Source organism: Stutzerimonas stutzeri (assembly GCF_000935215.1).
Classification (GTDB): Bacteria; Pseudomonadota; Gammaproteobacteria; order Pseudomonadales; family Pseudomonadaceae; genus Stutzerimonas.
On the sequence record NZ_JXXD01000073.1, the window covers coordinates 1 to 14,325 of the forward strand.

The following is a 14,325-nucleotide window of genomic DNA, read 5'->3' on the forward strand; positions in this document are numbered from 1 at the left end:
CTGTCGGTTGAAACAGCCCTCACCCCGATCGCGGGCCGCCTGGGCCCCTCTCCTGGAGGGAGAGGGGAGACAAGCGCGCACTCTTCGCGCCGGGCTCTTGCCAGCTCCCGCGCTGTGGCGATATCCACCGGGACAAAGCGCACTTTATCCCCTGCCTTAAGCTGCCCGAGCTGCCACAGGTCGGCTTCGATAATGGTCACCGGACAGACAAACCCCCCCAGGCTCGGGCCGTCCGGGCCGAGGATCACCGGCATGTCACCGGTGAAGTCCACCGCGCCGATGGCGTAGGGGTTGTCGTGGATATTGGATGGATGCAAACCGGCTTCGCCGCCGCTCTCGCGCACCCATTCGGGCTTGGGCCCGATCAGGCGCACGCCGGTGCGGCTGGAGTTGAAGTGCACTTCCCAGTCGGTGGCGAAGAAGCGCTCGATATAGCCTTCAGTGAAGTATTCCGGCGCACCGTGGGGGCCATAGATCACGCGAATTTCGCGCACCGCCGGCAGGGTGCTGCACAGCTCGGCGGCCAGCGTGGCGCCGGCAGACGAGTCGGTCAGCGGTGCCAGATGCAGCACGTCGCCGGCACGCAGGGCGCGGCCGCCGTGGCCGCCGAACTGGCCGAGGGTAAAGGTGCTCTTGCTGCCCAGATACTCCGGCACCTGCAGACCGCCGCGCACGCACAGATACGACCGCGCACCGGCGCCGGCGATGGTGCCGATCGTCAGGGTGCTGCCGGCCGGGATGAACAGCGCAGTGCTCATCGGCTGCGGCACGTCATCCAGCTTCAACGGTATTTCCGCGCCGGTCACCGCCACCACCGCGTCGGTGTTGAAGCGCAGGATCGGCCCGCTCATGGTGATTTCCAGCCCGGCGGCGTCTTCGGCGTTGCCGAGCAGGGCATTGCCCAGACGCATGGCGCGGCTGTCCATCGGGCCGGACGGCGGCACGCCTACCGCCCAGTATCCCAGGCGGCCGGGGAAGTCCTGCACGGTGGTCTGGGTGCCGGCGCTGATGACCTCGAAGGTATCGGCCTTGTAGCTGAGGCCTTCGAGACAGCGAGTCCAGGCGTTGCCGCTGGCGAACGGGGTGAAGGCAAGGATCTGGCGCAGGTAATCGCGGTTGGTTTCCACGCCGTAGAGCAGGGTGTCGCCGAGCGCCTCGTCAAGCGCTTGGCGAGCCTCCTCGCGGCTCGGCGCCCAGGTGATGATCTTGGTGACCATCGGGTCGAAATACGGCGGGATCTCGCAGCCAGCCTCGACCCAGGTATCGACGCGCAGGGCCTTGCCGTCGGCTGCCGGGAAGCTCGCGGCGGTGAGCAAACCGGGACTCGGCTGGAAATCCCGGCCCGGATCTTCGGCATAGACGCGCGCCTGGATCGAGTGCCCGCTGGGCTTCAGCGTCTTGGCCAGCTCCGCCAGCGGCGGCAGGTCGCCGGCGGCCAGCTCGATCATCCAGCGCACCAGATCGACGCCCCAGACCTGCTCGGTGACGCCGTGCTCGACCTGCAGGCGGGTGTTCACCTCGAGGAAGTAGAAGCGCTGGGCCTCGGCGTCGTAGACGAACTCGACGGTGCCGGCGCTGCGGTAGTCGACGGCCTTGGCCAGTGTGATAGCCGCTTCGCACAGTGCCTCGGCCATGCCGGCCGGCAGGTTCGGTGCGGGAGTTTCCTCCAGCACCTTCTGGTTGCGCCGCTGCACCGAGCAGTCGCGCACGCCGAGGGCGATGACGTCGCCCTCACCATCGCCGAACACCTGCACTTCCAGATGGCGGGCGCGCTCGATGTATTTCTCGATGAATACGCCCGAATCGCTGAAGTTGTTCTGCCCCAGGCGCTTGACCGCGTCGAAGGCCTCGGCGAGTTCCGCCGCCGAGCGGCACACGCGCATGCCGATACCGCCACCGCCGGCGGTGCTTTTCAGCATCACCGGGTAGCCGACCTGCTCGGCTGCGCCGAGGGCATCGGCGAGGCTGTCGAGCAGCTCGGTGCCCTCCAGCATCGGTACGCCGCGTTGTTTGGCCAGGGCGCGGGCGGTGTGCTTGAGGCCAAACACCCGCAGCTGTTCTGGCGTCGGGCCGACAAAGGTGATGCCGGCGGCTTCACAGGCTTCGGCAAAGGCGGCGTTCTCGGAGAGAAAGCCGTAGCCGGGGTGAATGGCTTTCGCGCCGGTTTCCTGGGCGATGCGGAGAATCTTCTCCACCACCAGATAGGTCTGCGCGGCCGGGCCTTCGCCCAGGCTGTGGGCCTCGTCGGCTTGCTGGATATGCAGGCTGGCGGCGTCGGCCTCGGAGTAGACGGCCACGCCTTTCACATCCAGGGCGCGCAGCGTACGCAGGATGCGGCAGGCAATGGCGCCGCGGTTGGCGATCAGAAGTTTGTCGAACATGTTCAGTAACCCTCGAAGGGCTGGCGGGCCGTCCCGCCTTTATTCATCTGCGCCACGGCCGTCCGTGGTTGGGGAGGGTTGCTTCGCTGTCGGCAGCTCGGGCCGCTGCCCGGCGCGCGCCTGCAGCAGCGGCAGCAGGTGGCGTCGTAACAGCGCCATCAGTCCCACACCAGCACCTCGGCGGGCGTCGGGTTCCAGCCGTTGCAGGGGTTGTTCAGTTGCGGGCAGTTGGAGATCAGCACGATCACGTCCTGCTCGGCCTTGAGCTCCACGTACTTGCCCGGTGCGGAAAGGCCGTCCTCGAAGGTCAGGCCGCCCTCGGGCGTCACCGGAACGTTCATGAAAAAGTTGATGTTGGCGCCGATGTCGCGCTTCTCCAGACGGCCGTCGTGCAGGCTGGCGCGCAGGAAGTTGTCGCGACAGCTGTGCATGTAGCGCTTGTCCAGGGCGTAGCGCACCACGTTGCTCTCCTGGGCGCAGGCGCCGCCGAGGGTGTCGTGGCGACCGCAGGTGTCGGCGACGATGGTCAGCAAGGGGTTGCCGAGGTTGGAATACAACACCGTGCCGGCGGTGAGATAGACCTTGTTCTGCCGGCGCAGGGTGCGCTGCGGGTCGAAGCGTTCGCGCGGGTTCTTCGCGCTGAAGAACAACGTGTCGATGGCTTGATTGCCCTCGACATCCAGCAAGCGCAGGGTCTGTCCGGCCTTCACTTCGAACAGGTACGGCTCGCCGGCCGGGATCAGGTGGCGGAAGCTGGCGGTTTCGGGGTGCAGGCTGCTTTCTACGATGGTCATGTCGGCAACCTCCTCAGATGTAGAGTCGTTCGGTGTTGTGGAAGCCGCGGCCGTTCTCCGGACGCGAAGTGCGGCAGAGCACGCTGATGCCATCGCTCTCGACCTTGTGCCAGCTCAGCTGCACTGGTTTGGGTGCGTACAGCGGATTGGGGTCCAGCGGATGCTGCAAGGCGGTGAGGATCACCAGGGTGTCCATTGGCGCGTACAGCTCGATGTAGTCGCCCGCTTTGGAATTGCCGCTGTGGAAGGCAAAGGTGCCGTCGGCGGTGACGTCCACCTGGCTGAACAGATTGAGCACCATGAGTAGGTCCTGCAGGTTGAGGTTCCACTTGCCCATCTCCACCAGCAGGTTGTCGGTGCCGTTGCGGAAGAAGCCGTTGCGCAGTTCCTGATAGCGGCCCTGGCCGTACTTCTCGGCGACTTCATCGGCGTTCAGCACGCCGCCAAAGCTGTCGTGCCAGCCGCAGGTGTCGGCGGTGATGGCTGCGAGTACGCGGCCCATGTCCGAGTAGAGGCAATGACCGGCGGTGAGTTTGGCGGTGTGCTGGCACTTGAGGGTGTCGGGCAGGTTCAGCCGCTCGCTCTTCTCCTGGGCGTTGAGCAGCATCAAGCTGACGTTGGCGCCGCCTTCCAGATCGGTCAGGCGCAGCAGCTGGCCACGCTTGAGGACGAAGGAGGTGTGGCCGCCACCGGGAACGGTTTCCTCGTACAGCGTGGGGCGGATCGCGAGTGAAGCGCTCATGTCAGGCTCCTTGATAGGCAGTTCGGAATTTCTCGCTGAGGGCGACCGGAACGCCAGCGGACGCGCCGGGCGCGTGGCGGCCCTCGTGCAAGGGAATGTCGTAGGTCACCCGCGCGCCATAGGCACCCGGGGCGTGGGGATCGATGCGCGGCTTGTCGAAGACCAGGATGCGGCTGCCGAGGGTGAAGCCTTCCGACAGGTCGTGGGTGACCATGAACACCGTCAGCCGGGTTTCCCGCCACAGCTCCAGCAGCAGCTCATGCATGTCCTTGCGGATGCCCGGGTCGAGTGCGCCGAAGGGCTCGTCGAGCAGCAGCACGCGGGGCTTCATGATCAGCGCCTGGGCGATGGCCAGGCGCTGCTGCATGCCGCCGGACAGTTGCGCCGGGTACTTGTCCAGCGCATGGCCGAGGCCGACCTTGTGCAGCATCTGCGCGGCCTGCTCGCGGGCATCGCGCTTGCGGTGACCAAGCAGACGGCCCAGTAGCGGGGCGCGCGGCAGTTCCAGGCCGAGGGCGACGTTGTCCAGTACGGTCAGGTGCGGAAATACCGAGTAGCGCTGAAAGACCACGCCGCGGCTGGCATCCGGTTCGTTTGCCAGCGGCTGGCCATCGAGCAGGATCTCGCCGCGGCTGGGCGCTTCCTGGCCGAGCAGCAGCCGCAAAAAGGTGGATTTGCCGCAACCGGAGGCACCGACCAGGGTGCAGAACTCGCCTTCGGCGATGTTCAGGTTCAGGCGCTCCAGCACGACCTGATCGCCGTACTGCTGCCAGACGTTCTTCACCTGAATGAAGGAGCCGGGGTCGCCGCCTGCGCGAGTCCCTGGTTGCGTTGTGCATTGGCTCGACTGTGCGGCAACGGGTGCCTTGGCGTTGTTCTCGCTCATGCCTTGGCTCCTTCATACCAGGGGAACAGCAGCTGGGTCAGGCGCCGCAGCAGGTAGTCCATGGCCCAGGCCAGTAGGGTGATCCAGGCGACATAGGGCAGGATCACGTCCATCGCCATGTAGCGACGCACGAGAAAGATGCGGTAGCCCAGGCCATCGGTGGAGGCGATGGCCTCGGCGGCGATGAGGAACAGCCAGGCCGAACCGAGCACCAGGCGCAGGCTGATCAGCAGGCGCGGCATCAGCTGCGGCAGGACCAGGCGCAGGATCAGGGTCCAGGTGTTGGCGCCCAAGGTTTGCGCCTTGATCAGCAGCTCGCGGGGGATTTCTCGTGCTCGGTGTTCAAGGTCACGAGCCAGGATCGGCGTGATACCGATGACGATCAGCATCACTTTGGACAGTTCGCCCAGGCCGAAGACGATGAACAGAATCGGCAGGATCGCCAGCGGTGGCACCATCGACAGCACCGTGAGCAACGGCGAGAGCGGCGCGCTGAACAGCGGCAGAGTGCCGGCAACGATACCCAGGCACAGGCCGGCCACTGCCGCGATGGCAAGACCGGTGCCGAGGCGCTTGAGGCTGGAGGCGGTGTCCTGCCAGAACAGGAAGTCGCCGGAGCGTTTGTCGGGGGTGAAAGCGAGGCGTTCGACGGCTGCGCTCATCTGGCCGAAGCTGGGCAGCAACTTGTCGTTGGGGTTCAGTTCCAGGCGCTGGGCCGAGTTGGTCAGGTACAGCGCCAGCAGCAGGGCGAAGGGCAGAATTGCCAGTGCCAACCAGCCGCTACGTCCGGGAGTGCGGTTGATCAGACGCATAGGCAGATGCCCCGTGCAACGGCCGCGGCAACAGGTGGAATACTGTGAAGTTCGGGTGCGGCAGAGGCCCTGGCACAAGGCAGAGCGGAGAACGGCAAAGCCGTTTCGAGCGGGCACATGGCAAACCCTCCAGTGTTGGGAATAGCGCAGGAGCTGCGTGCAATCACGCTGTCTCCCGGGCTTTTATCCCGCCGTGTAACCTCGCTGGAGGTCGCCAACTCTCGGACCAGCCACTCGCGTCAACGAGTCGGAACCCTAGTCAGCTATTTCAAATTGTCTTCGCAGGTGCAGCAGCTTTTCTTCGCAAAGGATGCAAAGCAAGAGCGATGCCAATGCACAAAAAATGCGCGCTACGGGCGTCGTGGGGAAGGGCAGCGCTAGGGGGATGCCCTGTTTTGGGGCTGCGCTCGAGGCAGTGCATGCTTTTCGAGCGCGGAGGGCGTTGCACGAGCGCAACGCCGCATTGGCAGGAAGCTAGAGCTTGAGCTGGCCGATGGCCCGGCTCAGATCGGTGGACAGCGCGGCCAGCTCGGCACTGGTGCTGGCCGAGCTTACGGTTTGCTCCACGGTGCGCTCGGTGACGTCGCGAATGCCGGTAACCGAGCGGTTGAGCTCCTCGGCGACCTGGCTCTGCTGCTCGGCGGCCACGGCGATCTGCGTGTTGCTTTCACGCATCTGCGCCACGGCTTCGGCGATGGCTTCCAGGGCCTGGGCGGCCTCGTGGGCCTCACGCACGCAATCGTCGGCCTTGAGCGAGCTCTCCTGCATGAATTCCACGGCGTCGCGGGTCATCGATTGCAGTCCGGTGATCATCTGGGTGATCTCGTCGGTGGAGTCCTGAACGCGTTTGGCCAGGTTGCGTACCTCGTCGGCCACCACGGCGAAACCGCGACCCTGCTCACCGGCGCGGGCGGCTTCGATCGCCGCGTTGAGCGCCAGCAGGTTGGTCTGCTCGGCGATGCTGTGAATCACGCTGACCACACCGTTGATCTTCTGGCTGTCGGCAGCGAGCTGCTCGATCATCTCGCCGGTCTGCTGCACACCCTGGGACAGGCTGGAAATGGACTTCTCCACTCGGCCGACCACCCGATGGCCGTCGCCTGCGAGGCGGTCGGCGTTCTGTGATTGGTCGCGAGTTTCGCGTGCATGCTCGGCGATCTGGTGCACCGTGGCGCTCATTTCGTTGATCGCCGTGGCCGCCTGGTCGGTTTCACCCTGTTGACCGCGCATGCCTTTGTGCACGTCATTCATGCTCGTGGCCAGCCGGCTGGCGCCCTCATCGAGACGCGCGGCAGCCTGGGCGACGGTGCTGACCACGCGTTGATAGCCGCCCTGCATGGCGTTGAATGCGCTGGCCATCTGGCCGACTTCGTCACGGCTGTCCAGCGGAACCCGTGCCTGCAGGTCGCCACTGCGCTCGACATGCAGCATGACGTCCTTGAGCGTGTTGAGGTGGCTGAGCAGAAAGCGGATAAGCAGTTGCGAAGCGCCGAGCAGGCCGAGCATCAGCACCGCGACCGCCACGGCGTAGCTGAAAAAGTGCTCGCTCAGTACCTGAACAGCGCTGGGCGCGCGGGCCAGTACAGCCAGCTTCTGACCATTCGTCGCGGAGATCAGGTGGGCGCCGACCACGGGATTGCTGGAGAACAGTCGGTCGTGGGCGAGGGTGGTCCAGCCGCTTTCGGCGATAGCCTGACCCTCGACCGCGGCGCGCTGATCTGCCTGGAACGCGATCAGGTCCGCACCCTGCGGCAGCGCAGCATCGGCCGGCCAGCTCGCCAGCAGCGACGCACGCGCCTGCGCTGCAGCGACGGCGTCGGCGCTACGGGCGCTTTGCTCCAGTTGTACGGCGTAAAGTACCAGCAGCAACGCGATGACGAAGGTCACCATGTTCAGTGCCCAGAACTTGTACTTGAGCGACAGATCGCGAATCCAAACGGCCATGACTGCTCTTCTTCTATAGGAGGTTGCGCGCGCGTAGCGGAACGCTTGCTTGCACTGCGGCTGAACATTTAACGGCCGCCTGAGGCAGAGCTTGAGAAATTTCTGTGACTCAGTCGAGGTCCGGCAGGCCGAAGAACGCGCGCGCGCAGCGTGTGGTGTGAGCCGCCAGCGACGCTTCGCTCTCGCCGCGATGGAGCGCGACTTCGCGCAGTACTTCCGTAAGGTAGGCCGGTTCGTTCTGGCCGCTCTTAGGCTTCGGTCGCAGGGTGCGTGGCAGCAGGTAAGGTGCGTCGCTCTCGAGCATCAGACGACCTGTAGGGATGTCCTTCACCAAGGGATGCAGATGGGTACCGCGGCGTTCGTCGCATATCCAGCCGGTGATGCCGACATGCAGGTCCAGGTCGAGATAGCCGTACAGCGCCTGTTTTTCACCGGTGAAACAGTGCACCACCGCCGCAGGGAGGTGGTCCCGAAACGGTCGCAGAATCGCCAGCAACCGGTCGCTGGCATCGCGTTCGTGCAGAAAGACCGGCAACTGCAGTTCGACGGCGAGTTGCAACTGTTCCTCCAGCGCGCGCTCCTGTAGCGGTCGCGGTGAAAAATCGCGATTGAAGTCCAGGCCGCATTCGCCGACTGCGCGCACTTCGGGCTCGGCGAGAAGGCCGCGCAACTGGCTGGCGCTGTCAGTCGTCCAGTGGCTCGCATCATGCGGATGCACACCCGCGGTACTGAACAGGTGCAGGCGGGACTCGTCCAGTTGGCGACAGAGCTTGAGAGCAGCTTCGCTTTCTTCGAGGCTGGTGCCGGTAAGCACCATCTGCACGACGCCGGCCGCTCTGGCGCGGTCGACGACCGCAGGTGCGCTAGAGGCGAATGTCGGGTGGCTCAGATTGACGCCGATGTCGATAAGCTGCATGGATACCTCGAGATTAAAGCTAACTAAATCAATAATATAGGAGTTATAGCTAAACCAGTTTGGAGAGTAAACTGGCGGAATAAGCCAACCTGTGAGAACCTTTGCCACCTTTTGCGGGCAGGGAGCACCGCACCAGCGTTCTCTGCGTCTTCAAACCGGTGCATCCCGATGCCACGATTGCTGCCACTCATGTTCTGCCTGCTGCTGGCCCTGATGCCAACGATGGCGACTGCGCGCGTGGCGGGCCCCGAGGCGTGGCAAGCGAACGACAAGGTACGTGATCTCGCCGAAATTCGCCGTAGTGGCGTACTGCGCGTGCTGGTCAATCAGAGCCGGAACAGCTCCGGGGAGGTGAAAGGCGAAGCGATTGGCGTCGAGTACGCGCGGCTGCGGGCCTTCGAGCAGTACCTGAATCGCAATGCTGCATCCGCGCGGCCGATTACCCTGAAGATCATTCCCAAAGCCAAGGATCAGTTGCTTGGCGCGCTGCAGCGCGGCGAGGGGGATCTGGTAGCGCCCGGCGAATTACTGCCGCTGGTGGGCATGAAAGGCATCAGCCGCAGCCGGCCGGTAGTCAGCGACGTGTCATTGGTGCTCGTCGGCCGCCAGGGCGGCCCACGCTATCAGCGTCTGGACCAGCTATCCGGGCGCAGCCTTGCGTTGCCACCTGGCAGCGCCGCAGGGCTGGCGCTCGCGCGGCTGAACAAGCAACTGATGGAGCGCAAGCTGGCGCCGATCGTTGCCGAGTGGGTCGACCCCACGTTGGCCGTCGAGGATGTGCTGGAGATGGTGCAGGCCGGCGTCTATCCGGCGACCGTGGTCGAGCAGACCATCGCCGAGCGCTGGGCCAAGGTCATGCCGAAACTGCGCATCGAGCAGCACCTGAGCCTTGGCGACAAGGCCAGCATGCACTGGTTCGTGCGGAACGACGCCAGCATGTTGCGCGCCAGTGCTGATCGCTTTCTCAAGGATTTCGACCTGCCAGACAACCAGGATGCCGCCTTCGAGCGCGTCTACCGGCGTCTGTACAAGGTCCAGTACCCGCTCGACCGAGTGGGCCGCCAGCGTCTGGAAAAGGTTCGTCCGACCCTGCAGCGCTATGCCGAACAGATCGAGCTGGACTGGCTGAACCTCGCCGCCCTGGCGTTCAAGGAGTCCACCCTGAACCCCGCGGCGCGGGGCGCCGGCGGTGCCACGGGGTTGATGCAGGTGACGCCGGCCACGGCTCGTGCGATGGGTGTCAGCAACATCCACCAGTTGGACAACAACGTGCAGGCCAGTGCGAAGTATCTGGCGAACATCCGTCGTAACTTTTTCGCCAGCCCGCGACTGAACGAGCGTGAGCGCATGGCGTTCATTCTCGCCGCCTACAACCTCGGCCCGCAGCGGGTGCAGAGTATGCGCGCCGAAGCCCGTCGGCGCGGTCTGAACCCGGATCAGTGGTTCTTCCAGGTCGAGCGTATCGCCATGGAAACTGTTGGCATGGGCGTAGTGGCATACGTCAACAGCGTCAACAAGTACTACCTGGCCTACCAGCGCGAGCGCTATCTGCTCGAGGCCGATCGCAAGACCGCGGCCAACTGACCGCGCTCAGCGCTCCGCCACTTCCTGCTGCTGAAAGGCAGCGATAAGCCGCAAGCGTTCGCCCTCGTCAAACTGCTCGGCCTCCAGTTGCTCGATAGCGCTGCGACGCTCGACATCGTCCAGGCCGCGAGTGGCCTCGATACGCTGACGTTCCTGCCGATAGACAGCGACCCGTTGCTGCCACTGCGCGCGCAGTCGATCCAGCGCTTCGAGTCGGGTGGCAGCCTCGCTGCCCACCAACTGCTGGCGCAGCTGGCGGATCTGCTGCGCATTGGCGCCCTGGGCCTTCAAGGCGACAGTTCGCTCTCGCAGCTCGCTTTGCAGCTGCGGCACGAGCAACTCTTGCAGGTCACCGGGCAATCCGGCGCGCAACTGGTCGATGGCGCGGCCCTTGGCTTCGCTGTCCAGTGCTGAATCGGCTTGAATGGCCAGGCGCTCCAGGCTGAAGCGATCATAGGCCTCGTCCAGGGCGAAGAACGCCTGGTGAACAGCCGGCTCCAGCACGCGTGCGCGCAACGCCTGCACGGCACTCAAGCGCTGGCGTAGCGCTGAAATGTCCGTGGTTCGCGAATAAGTCGATTCCAGATCAAGCAGTTGGCGCTTGTAGTTGAGATATTGCGTGAGCACTGCTGATGCTTGGCTCTGGGCCGGCTCCGGCAGCTCGGCGACGATGTATCGACGCAAGCGTTCGATACTGTTCTTCAACGGCTCCTCTCCGGCTGCGGCGAGAAAGTAATCGAACAGATGCCGAAGTTCGGCGCCGATTAGCAGGTTGCCGGCTTCATCCAGACGGAACTGGCCATCGACCTGGGTGCCCTTGAACGACGTCGGCAACTGCGGCGTGCCTTGCGATGCCGGTTGGGTTTTCAGCGGCTTCCGGGGTGGTGTTGGGGCAGCCGTGGCGGGTGAGGTAGCCGATGGCCATTCGGCCACTGCAGCCGGGCTGGGTGTCGATCGGCTCTGCATGATGGTCAGGCTTAGCGCCACGGCCAGCACCAGAAGAATTATGTATTTGCTCATGGGGTGCTCGGTGATAGCGGCCGGGATCGACGATCCCGGCCTGGTTCACGAAGAGTCGCGCGTCAAAGGCCCGCGTTCTTCAGGCGGTTCGCGTGTTGGCGATAGACACTGACCGGATCGGTCTCGAACAGGCTGGTCAGCCCCATGAACTGATTGACCTCGTCCAGGTGGTTCATCCGGTAGTTATCGCGGATCACCATGCCCAGGTGCGAGCTGCAGCGCCCGACCAGTCCATCGTTGGGCCCGCTGAATGCCAGGGCTCCGGCACCCATCATGGCGTCGCTGATATCCAGTGGGTTGGTCAGCGGGCTGGTGCCACTCCAGGAGTAGTAGCGCACGCCATTGACCTTGTAGGCGCCCTCGCCGCAAGCGGTGGTGGGAATGCCTTGCGGGAATTTGGCGTTGAAGCGGGCGGCGCCTTCGCTGTTGAGTGACTCCAGCGAGCCGAGAGAGTCCTGCGGGGCCGTGCTTGAGCTGCCGGAAACGAAATTGATGAAGCTGCCCATGGCGTTCACCAGTCCGGCGATGATCGCCTCGCCAGAGGAGCCCTCGGGGATCTTGCGGATCAGATCGGCGACGTCCGAACCCTTGTGAGGTGCGCCCACGCTGGTTACCGAGGCGATCAGGTCCGGCCGGACACCGGCTACATAGCGCACGGTCGGGCCGCCGTGGCTGTGGCCAACCAGGTTGACCTTTGGCTTGCCGCTGATGGCGACGATTTCCTCCACCTGCGCAAGCAGCTCCTCACCGCGCAATTCGGACGTATTGAGCTGACTGACTTCGGTGACGTAGACCTGCGCACCGTCGCGGCGCAGCGCGCTGGGGATGCCGTACCAGTAATCGATGCCCAGCAGACTGTCGAAGCCGAGCATGCCGTGGGCGAGCACGATCGGGTACTTCGTAGCGGTGTAGCCGCTGCCAGTAGCAGCATGAGCCTGACCGGCAAGCGCCATGGCGCTACCGAGACAGAGAGCGAGCAAGGTTTTGTTCTTGTTCATGGACGCACTCTTCGAATGTGAATCGGGCTGTGGGCAGTCCATTGCCGTTAACCGCGCATGGCGCGTACTGCGCGCTGAAGAGCGCAGCATTCGTGCCATAAGCACCGAGCGGGAGCGCGTCCGCTCTAGTCGGGCAATTACGACGGGAGGTGATATTGCTGTGATATCTGTGCGGCGTGCGGTCATTGTTACCGAGCGAAACGGCGCCTGGGTAAGAAAGTGATGATTTTGCTTTTTAGCCGCCAATCGCTTTTAGATGTCAGCACAATCGCCGAAGATGATGACCGGTTCGTCCGATATTGACCTGCCGGTCACTGATACTCGACAGCGACCACGTACCAGAGCTTCATCCCGGTCGGGGTTTGCACCTGGACTTCGGCATCCAGACCTTTGCCCACCAGCGCCCGCGCCAGGGGCGAATCGATGCTGATCAGGCCCTGGCGCAGGTCCAGTTCGTCAGGACCGACGATTCGGTAGCGCGACTCCTCACCATCCTCGTCCTCCAGGGTCACCCATGCGCCGAAATACACCTTGTTCGGGTCGCTGGGCCGGTCGCCTACGACTTTGAGCTTTTCCAGACGCTTGGTCAGAAACCGCACGCGGCTGTCGATCTCTCGCAGCATCTTCTTGCCGTAGGTGTATTCAGCGTTCTCCGAACGATCACCCTGCGCCGCCGCTTCGCTCACCGATTGGGTCACCTGCGGGCGCTTGACGTGCCAGAGTTCGTGCAGCTCGGCACGCAGTCGAGCCTCACCTTCTGGGGTGATCAGGGGCGTGCCGGCCGGGCGCGGTGGGCGATAGCGACTCATGGATTTGCGTCCTCGCTGAAAAGTCGCCGATTGTAGCGCTTCAACTCTCGCGCAGTACGGTCAGCGGGCTCGCATTCAGCGCGCGTCGAGTACCGATCAGACCGGCGCCACCGACCAGCAAAGCACCTATCAACGGTAGTACCAGCAGCCATGGGTGCGGCTGCCAGCGCAGATCGAATGCGTAGTGATAGAGCAGGGCGCTGACCAGCTCGCAGCCGAGTGCGGCGAGCAGGCCGCTGGCGGCGCCCAACAGGCCGAACTCGGCTCGGCGCGCACGAAGCAGCAAGCCCCGCTCTGCACCGAGCGCCCTGAGCAACGCGCCCTGACGAATGCGCTCGTCCAGCGTCGCTTGCAGCCCGGCGAACAGAACCGCCAGGCCGGCGGCCAGGACGAACAGCAGTACGTATTCCACGGCCAGTGATACCTGCGCAAGGATGCTGCGCAATTGAGCCAGCAGCGCCTCGACCTGCAGCAGGGTGACCGAAGGAAACGCACGGGCCAGCTCAACCAATTCGCGTTCCTTGCCAGGCGGCAGGTGGAAGCTGGTCATGTAGGTGGCCGGCATGCCCTGGAGAGTGTCCGGTTCGAAGATCATGTAGAAGTTGGGCTGGAAGCTGTCCCAGTTGACCTCGCGCAGGCTGGTGACGCTGGCCTCGCGTGTCAGCCCGCCTATGGTGAAGGACAGTCGATCACCGACCTTCAATTGCAGGCTTTGCGCAAGTTCCGCCTCGACGGATACCCCGGGAATGTCAGCGTCGCCCTGATTGCCCCACCAGGTGCCCGCGACGATGTGATTGTCCTTCGGTAGTTCGGCGGCCCAGGTCAGGCTCAGGTCGCGGCGGATCGCGCGCTCACCCTGGGATTCCTTGCTGACCAGCTGGCGCACCGGCTCGCCGTTGATCGCGATCAGGCGTCCTGGCACGACCGGATACAGTGGCGCGGCATGGTCCGAGATGGCCGCGATGCGCTCGGCAAAGGCATCCTTTTCCGCCGGCAGAACATTGAGCACGAAATGATTCGGTGCGTTGTCCGGCAGCTGGTCCTGCCAGGTATCGAGCAGCTCACCTCGCAGCAGCGCGATAAGCGCCATGGCCAGCAGGATCAGGCCGAAGGCAAGGGCCTGTCCGGCGGCAGCCAGTGGATGGCGCAGCAACTGGCCGAGGCCCAGGCGCCAGCTCAGCGAGGCACCGGCAAGCAGGCGGCGCATGGCCTTGAGCCCCATAAGAAGCAGACCGCCAAGCAGCAGCGTGGCGAGCAGCCCGCCGCCGAGCAGTGCCAGCGTGATCTTCAGATCCAGGCTCAGCCGCCACATGATCAGCCCGAGGGCGAAAATCGCGGTCCCATAGACCAGCCACGCGCTGGGTGGTACCGGCAGCATGTCGCGGCGCAGCACGCGCAGCGGAGGCACGCGCCCCAGCCCCGCCAGCGGCGGCAGGGCA

Annotated in this window: 12 protein-coding genes and 1 riboswitch; of the genes, 1 reads left to right on the forward strand and 11 read right to left on the reverse strand. The window is 64.5% G+C overall.

Annotated features, from left to right (window positions below):
- The 7 genes from LO50_RS09065 to LO50_RS09095 form a co-directional block, all read right to left on the reverse strand.
- A partial coding sequence (locus tag LO50_RS09065) for a 5-oxoprolinase/urea amidolyase family protein (RefSeq protein WP_044314773.1) occupies positions 1 to 2,381 on the reverse strand: 2,381 nt, incomplete at its 3' end.
- A 158-nt stretch (positions 2,382 to 2,539) separates the two neighbouring features.
- The gene (locus tag LO50_RS09070) at positions 2,540 to 3,175 is read right to left on the reverse strand and encodes an urea amidolyase associated protein UAAP2 (RefSeq protein ID WP_003284547.1); all 636 of its coding nucleotides are present in this window, start codon (positions 3,173 to 3,175) and stop codon (positions 2,540 to 2,542) included.
- A gap of 13 nt (positions 3,176 to 3,188) precedes the next feature.
- On the reverse strand, positions 3,189 to 3,917 hold the full coding sequence (locus LO50_RS09075) for an urea amidolyase associated protein UAAP1 (protein WP_044314774.1): 729 nt from the start codon (positions 3,915 to 3,917) through the stop codon (positions 3,189 to 3,191).
- Between the two features lies 1 nt (position 3,918).
- Positions 3,919 to 4,803 carry an ABC transporter ATP-binding protein gene (locus LO50_RS09080; RefSeq protein WP_236690574.1) on the reverse strand — a complete coding sequence of 295 codons (885 nt, stop codon included), beginning with the start codon at positions 4,801 to 4,803 and terminating at the stop codon, positions 3,919 to 3,921.
- Positions 4,800 to 5,615, reverse strand: a complete 816-nt coding sequence (locus LO50_RS09085; protein ID WP_044314775.1) for an ABC transporter permease — start codon at positions 5,613 to 5,615, stop codon at positions 4,800 to 4,802. The genes LO50_RS09080 and LO50_RS09085 overlap by 4 nt, the downstream gene beginning before the upstream one ends.
- 170 nt (positions 5,616 to 5,785) lie before the next feature.
- Positions 5,786 to 5,885, reverse strand: a riboswitch (guanidine-I (ykkC/yxkD leader).
- A gap of 204 nt (positions 5,886 to 6,089) precedes the next feature.
- A complete protein-coding gene (locus LO50_RS09090) occupies positions 6,090 to 7,559 on the reverse strand; it encodes a methyl-accepting chemotaxis protein (protein ID WP_044314776.1) in 1,470 nt (489 codons plus the stop codon).
- Positions 7,560 to 7,668: 109 nt separating this feature from the next.
- Positions 7,669 to 8,475 carry a TatD family hydrolase gene (locus LO50_RS09095; protein WP_044314777.1) on the reverse strand — a complete coding sequence of 269 codons (807 nt, stop codon included), beginning with the start codon at positions 8,473 to 8,475 and terminating at the stop codon, positions 7,669 to 7,671.
- Between the two features lie 168 nt (positions 8,476 to 8,643).
- Between LO50_RS09095 and LO50_RS09100 the strand changes: the two genes are divergently transcribed.
- Positions 8,644 to 10,059, forward strand: a complete 1,416-nt coding sequence (locus LO50_RS09100; protein WP_044314778.1) for an MltF family protein — start codon at positions 8,644 to 8,646, stop codon at positions 10,057 to 10,059.
- Positions 10,060 to 10,065: 6 nt separating this feature from the next.
- Here LO50_RS09100 and LO50_RS09105 read toward each other — a convergent pair whose 3' ends face one another.
- The 4 genes from LO50_RS09105 to LO50_RS09120 all read right to left on the reverse strand — a co-directional run.
- Positions 10,066 to 11,079 carry a lipase secretion chaperone gene (locus LO50_RS09105; protein WP_044314779.1) on the reverse strand — a complete coding sequence of 338 codons (1,014 nt, stop codon included), beginning with the start codon at positions 11,077 to 11,079 and terminating at the stop codon, positions 10,066 to 10,068.
- 62 nt (positions 11,080 to 11,141) lie between these two features.
- On the reverse strand, positions 11,142 to 12,077 hold the full coding sequence (locus LO50_RS09110) for a triacylglycerol lipase (RefSeq protein ID WP_044314780.1): 936 nt from the start codon (positions 12,075 to 12,077) through the stop codon (positions 11,142 to 11,144).
- A gap of 311 nt (positions 12,078 to 12,388) precedes the next feature.
- Positions 12,389 to 12,886, reverse strand: a complete 498-nt coding sequence (gene greB / locus LO50_RS09115; protein WP_014820332.1) for a transcription elongation factor GreB — start codon at positions 12,884 to 12,886, stop codon at positions 12,389 to 12,391.
- A 40-nt stretch (positions 12,887 to 12,926) separates the two neighbouring features.
- Positions 12,927 to 14,325: ABC transporter permease (locus LO50_RS09120; protein WP_044314781.1), on the reverse strand; the 1,399-nt coding region annotated here is incomplete at its 5' end.